This window comes from Okeania sp. SIO2F4, assembly GCF_010672385.1.
Classification (GTDB): domain Bacteria; phylum Cyanobacteriota; class Cyanobacteriia; order Cyanobacteriales; family Microcoleaceae; genus Trichodesmium.
This window is the reverse complement of record NZ_JAAHGT010000776.1, coordinates 1-4,727: the sequence shown is the minus strand read 5'-3', so window position 1 is coordinate 4,727 and position 4,727 is coordinate 1. Positions and strand designations below refer to the sequence as shown.

Annotated in this window: 6 protein-coding genes; 2 read left to right on the top strand and 4 right to left on the bottom strand. The window is 41.1% G+C overall.

Annotated features, from left to right (window positions below):
- Positions 1-5 precede the first annotated feature (5 nt).
- Positions 6-167: a hypothetical protein gene (locus F6K22_RS32490; RefSeq protein ID WP_293107826.1), complete on the bottom strand. Its 162-nt coding sequence runs from the start codon at positions 165-167 to the stop codon at positions 6-8.
- Between the two features lie 5 nt (positions 168-172).
- Here F6K22_RS32490 and F6K22_RS32485 point away from each other — a divergent pair, with 5 nt between their 5' ends.
- On the top strand, positions 173-436 hold the full coding sequence (locus F6K22_RS32485; RefSeq protein WP_363274914.1) for a transposase: 264 nt from the start codon (positions 173-175) through the stop codon (positions 434-436).
- Between the two features lie 460 nt (positions 437-896).
- Positions 897-2,684, top strand: coding sequence for an aspartate--tRNA ligase (aspS, locus tag F6K22_RS32480; protein WP_293107820.1), 1,788 nt, complete (start codon positions 897-899; stop codon positions 2,682-2,684).
- 120 nt (positions 2,685-2,804) lie between these two features.
- Here the strand turns inward: aspS and F6K22_RS32475 are convergent, their stop codons facing one another.
- Genes F6K22_RS32475 through F6K22_RS32465 form a run of 3 tightly spaced genes read right to left on the bottom strand, consistent with a single transcriptional unit; the run spans position 2,805 to position 4,084 of the window.
- Positions 2,805-3,209, bottom strand: coding sequence for an RNA-guided endonuclease InsQ/TnpB family protein (locus F6K22_RS32475; protein ID WP_293107818.1), 405 nt, complete (start codon positions 3,207-3,209; stop codon positions 2,805-2,807).
- Between the two features lie 36 nt (positions 3,210-3,245).
- Positions 3,246-3,773, bottom strand: coding sequence for an RNA-guided endonuclease InsQ/TnpB family protein (locus tag F6K22_RS32470; RefSeq protein WP_293107828.1), 528 nt, complete (start codon positions 3,771-3,773; stop codon positions 3,246-3,248).
- A 14-nt stretch (positions 3,774-3,787) separates the two neighbouring features.
- Positions 3,788-4,084: a helix-turn-helix domain-containing protein gene (locus F6K22_RS32465; RefSeq protein ID WP_293107815.1), complete on the bottom strand. Its 297-nt coding sequence runs from the start codon at positions 4,082-4,084 to the stop codon at positions 3,788-3,790.
- Between the last annotated feature and the right edge of the window lie 643 nt (positions 4,085-4,727).

Below are 4,727 nucleotides of genomic sequence, written 5' to 3'. Positions count from 1 at the left end.
TATATTTAGCGATCGGGTTCTGAACCGTTAGCTATTAGATGGAGTAGGCAACTACCAGAAAACTCTGTGCCAACTACAATCACAGTTAAACTTGACCCCTCTGGTAGATGGTCTGTGTCTTTGAGAGTCAACGACACCAGAGATTTGAGGCTTAAACCGATTAACAAGCAAATTGGTATTGACGCGCGGAATTACCAGGCTACTAACTACAAGTGATGGAAAAACATTTGCTAATCCTAAGAATCTCAACAAATTACACAAAAAACAGAGATTAGCCCAAAAGTCTCTATCTAGAAAAACCAAGGGATCTAATAACTATCAAAAAGCCAGACTGAAATTAGGCAGAATACACGCAAAAATTAAAGATTCAAGGCTTGACTATACTCATAAGCGCGCCTACTCAACTAATCAGAGAAAATCAAACTGTTGTAGTTGAGAACTTGGCAGTAAAAAACATGGTCAAAAACCACAAAGCACGCTAGAGCAATATCAGATGCCAATTGGGGAGAAAGGGATATAAACGCAAGTATTAATATTTTGGCTGCGGGACTCCCAGTGTCAGCGCCAGTCGCTCATGGGGGAGACCCCCTTTGGCGGCGCTGGCAAGTCTTTAGGAGCGCGTCTTTAGACCATCTGAGAGTAAATCTCGTTTATGCGGGTGCTAAGAAACAGAAAGTCTCTAACAGTGATGCTAGGGAATCCCGCGCTGTCTTGTGAGAGCAGCGTCGGGAGGATGTCAAACTCTTATTCTTTGATTAAGTCAATGCTCCTGACGAAAATATTGCCATCTTTTTTTGTTAAATCGGAATTTAACCTAAAATTATTAATCATTTATGGGCATCCTATTAATTTAATGATAAAATTTATTTTTTAGCTAAATTTCTAATTAGGTAATTATGCGAACTAATTATTGTGGACAAGTAAATGGCGATCGTATTGGAGAAACTGTTAATCTCTGTGGATGGGTAGACCGCCGTCGGGATCATGGGGGGGTGATTTTTTTAGATTTGCGCGATCGCTCTGGCATTGTCCAAATTGTCAGCGATCCAGAGCGTACACCAGACTCCTATCAAATAGCAGGGGATATTCGGAATGAATATGTTGTACAAATCACAGGTCGAGTCAGTCGTCGCCCTGAAGAATCTCTCAACCCCAAACTTCCTACTGGGGAAATCGAAATTTACGCCGATGATATTCAATTGTTGAATGGTTTGGGTAAGCAACTGCCATTCCAAGTTTCCACTGCTGAAACAGAAGCAGTACGAGAAGAGTTGCGACTCAAGTATCGGTATTTAGACTTGAGAAGGGAACGGATGACTCGCAACCTGCAACTCCGACATGAAGTTGTTAAAGCGATACGTCGTTTTCTGGAAGACGAACAAAATTTCATTGAAATCGAAACTCCCATTCTCACTCGCTCTACTCCAGAAGGAGCGAGGGATTATCTTGTTCCGAGTCGCGTTCATCCTGGCGAGTGGTTTGCCTTACCCCAGTCACCCCAACTTTTCAAACAAATGTTGATGGTTTCTGGTTTTGACCGTTATTATCAAATCGCCCGTTGTTTCCGGGATGAAGATTTGCGAGCGGATAGACAACCAGAATTTACTCAGTTAGATATGGAAATGAGTTTCATGTCTCAGGAGGAAATTCTTGAATTAAATGAACGGTTGGTGGCTTACATTTTTCAGAAAGTTAAGGGTGTAGATTTATCTTTACCATTCCCCCGACTGACTTATGCGGAAGCGATGGAACGTTATGGTAGTGATAAACCAGATATTCGGTTTGGTTTGGAATTGGTGGATGTCTCTGACTTGGTGAAAGATTCTGGTTTCAAAGTCTTTTCTGGTGCTGTTGCTGCAGGTGGGATAGTCAAAGTGTTGCCGATTCCTGGAGGTAACGATGCCATCTCCAACGTTAGAATTAAACCTGGTGGCGACTTGTTTAAAGAAGCGAGTGAAGCAGGAGCAAAGGGTTTAGCTTACATTCGGGTGAAAGAGGGAGGTAAAATAGATACTATTGGAGCTATCAAAGACAACCTCACCGATGAACAAAAACAGGAATTGCTCAGACGTACCAATGCTCAACCCGGTCATTTGCTCTTATTTGCTGCGGATGAAGCAAATACTGTCAACAAAACTTTAGACCGCCTGCGGTTAGTTGTGGGCGAACAGTTGGGATTAATTGACAGGGATAAAATTAATCTATTGTGGGTGACAGACTTCCCCATGTTTGAATGGAATGAGGAAGAAAAACGTCTGGAAGCTTTGCATCACCCCTTTACCGCACCCCACCCAGATGATATTAATGATGTGAAGACTGCACGAGCGCAAGCTTACGATCTAGTTTTTAATGGTTATGAAGTTGGCGGTGGTAGTCTGCGGATATATCAACGGGATGTACAGGAAAAGGTGTTTGAAGCGATCGGTTTATCTGATGAGGAAGCTGATAATAAGTTTGGCTTTTTATTGGAAGCATTTGAATATGGCACTCCTCCCCACGGCGGTATTGCTTATGGTTTAGATCGGTTAGTCATGTTGTTAGCAGGTGAAGAGTCTATTCGGGATGTAATTGCATTTCCGAAGACTCAACAAGCAAAATGTTTGTTGACAAATGCACCTTCTGAAGTTAATAAGAAGCAGTTGAAGGAGTTGCACGTTAGTTCAATTTCTAAACTGAAGTCTTAGGTTTTTTTGTGGAAAGCTGTTAACCTTTGTAGTGCGAGCATCTTGCTCGCGCTCGCTCCTTCAAGTTTAAATGCACAACAACTTATTGACATCCTCTCCAGCCTAAAGGCGTGGAGATTCCTACCGAGCCTTAGCCCTTCGGCGGGTTAACGCTTCACAGACTGCTGCCTCCTTGGCGGGGGTCTTATGCCTGTCTCCACGTCCGTTTAAAGTCTCGGATTGCCCACCCGCGACTAATATATTTACGGCTGCATTTAGGTCGCGATCGTGGGTACTACCACAATTGAGGCATTCCCACTCCCTAATTGAAAGGTCTAGTTTCCCACCTTTAAAGCCACAACTAGAACATATTTGAGATGTTGCCAGCCATCTATCAATTACTCGGAACTCACGGCCATATTTTAGAGCTTTTCCTTCGAGTAAAGTTCGGAATTGTCGCCAACCTAAATCCGAAATCGCTCTAGATAATTTACGGTCTCTTGGTGCGCGTTCCGCAAGCGAGCTGTCGGCGACGCGGGGTCGCACCGCTTTTTTACCATACCAGAAACGTTGTCATACTTCTCAAACAATTGTTTGGTTATCACGAATTATTTCAGTAGATAATTTATTCAGAAAATCAGTCCTTGTATCTTTCAGTTTGGCATGAAATTTTGCTATTCTCAAGCGTGCCTTTTCATATCGTTTAGAGCCTTGATTTTTATTAGATAATGACTTACTTAACTTTCTATATTTACTAATCCTTTTCTTTAATGGTTTTGGAGCATCAATCTTTGTGCCGTAGCTCAAAGTTGCAAAAGTTTTAATTCCTAAATCTATTCCAACTGAGTTATCAGTTTTAGGCAAAATTTCAGGCTGTATTTCTACTACAAAGCTCAAGAAATATCTAGTAGGGGTGATTCGCTCTTCGCCCCTACAATCTTTGATTACTGTTACCGACGATGGAGCAGCAGGTAACTCTCTAGACCAAACTATCTTCAGCTTCCCAATTTTAGCCAAATAGACTTGATCTTGATGTACTTTAAATCCCCTCAAGGTGAATCTCGCAGTTTGCGCGTGACTTTCTAGTTTTGAATCTTGGAGGTAAAATATGTTGGCCTTTCCTCTTACCTTTGGTTGATTGAAAAAAGTTCTGATAAGCTTGGTTTAGATCGTTTAAAGATTGCTCTCCATGGTACAACTGAAACCTCTGATAACCATTCTCTATCCTCAGTCTTTTTTGCAGATGTAATAAACTGTTTTTGTAGTTCAGATAACTCAGGTTTGTTGTCCCCTAATTTATGTTGTCTTTGACAGAAAGCTAGACTATCATTCCAAACCACACGGACACAACCAAATAGTTTGGCTAGTTTGTGTTTTTGTCCCAGTGTTGGATAGATACGATACTTAAATCTAGCTTTCATTATCTGACGCAATAAACTAACAATATTATAGCATATTTCTCAACATAAATCAACTCAAAAGTCGCCCGCGCCTCGGCGAGGCTTCAAACCCAATTTTTCGGTGAGTCAACTTTAACTCAGCAGGTGCAACTTTTCAGGGCTAACTACAGAAGTTTAAAAAATGAACATAATTCTACATAATGTGATACTATCTGGAATTTTGGAAAAAAGTAAAATATATTTACCTCTATCCTAGAATTAGACGAGGTTATACCTGAGTCTACCCCCAGATTACACCTAAATCAGCTTTATGTTGGGCAAAAATTTCTTGATTCTCTTGTAACCAGCAAAAAAATTTGTACGAAACACTAGTAAGAAATGCTTCTAATGTCTCTGTAAAATTTGTCAAAGCGGGCGCGAGAATAACGCTTTCTCAAACCTCCCATTAATTGCTGATAAATAAAGTCGTCTTCTGGGAAACAGGAAGCTAGCTCCAAAACTCATGCAATAGTGTTTGGGTAAGTTTAGTAGAACGGACCTCACGGGGTGACAAGCTAGTTGAAAGCTATATATAGAGACGAATTTGCGTTCGGGAACTGAAGAATACTTCAACTAAAATCAAACTCTTATTGAGAATGAATGAGGTGTAGTGCGTTAGAAGAGC

Excerpts from the sequence above, each read along its gene's own strand:
- aspS (WP_293107820.1), top strand. The coding sequence starts at position 897 with ATGCGAACTAATTATTGTGGACAAGTAAATGGCGATCGTATTGGAGAA.
- F6K22_RS32465 (WP_293107815.1), bottom strand. The coding sequence starts at position 4,084 with ATGAAAGCTAGATTTAAGTATCGTATCTATCCAACACTGGGACAAAAA.